The sequence below is a fragment of the Paenibacillus sp. TSM33 genome, assembly GCF_056099025.1.
This window is the reverse complement of record NZ_JBLZXB010000051.1, coordinates 1-333: the sequence shown is the minus strand read 5'-3', so window position 1 is coordinate 333 and position 333 is coordinate 1. Positions and strand designations below refer to the sequence as shown.

Annotated in this window: 1 tRNA gene and 1 rRNA gene; both read left to right on the top strand. The window is 53.5% G+C overall.

The window, feature by feature from the left end:
• Positions 1-10: 10 nt before the first annotated feature.
• A 5S ribosomal RNA gene (gene rrf / locus ACN6NF_RS25835) occupies positions 11-127 on the top strand.
• Positions 128-207: 80 nt separating this feature from the next.
• Positions 208-283, top strand: a tRNA-Ala gene (locus tag ACN6NF_RS25830).
• The last annotated feature ends 50 nt before the right edge of the window (positions 284-333 follow it).

The window sequence follows — 333 nt, the reverse complement described above, 5'->3', positions numbered from 1 at the left end:
CAAATTCATGTTTGGTGGCGATAGCGGAGGGGTTCCACACGTACCCATCCCGAACACGACCGTTAAGCCCTCCAGCGCCGATGGTACTTGGACCGCAGGGTCCTGGGAGAGTAGGACGCCGCCAAGCATAAGCCCCTTCTCGGGGGATTTTTTTTCGCCTTTAAGACTGACCTCTACATAGTCAGAATTAATTGTTATTTCTAAGATGGGGCTATAGCTCAGCTGGGAGAGCGCCTGCCTTGCACGCAGGAGGTCAGGGGTTCGATCCCCCTTGGCTCCACCAATATTCCCTGATAGCTCAGTTGGTAGAGCACTCGACTGTTAATCGAGTTG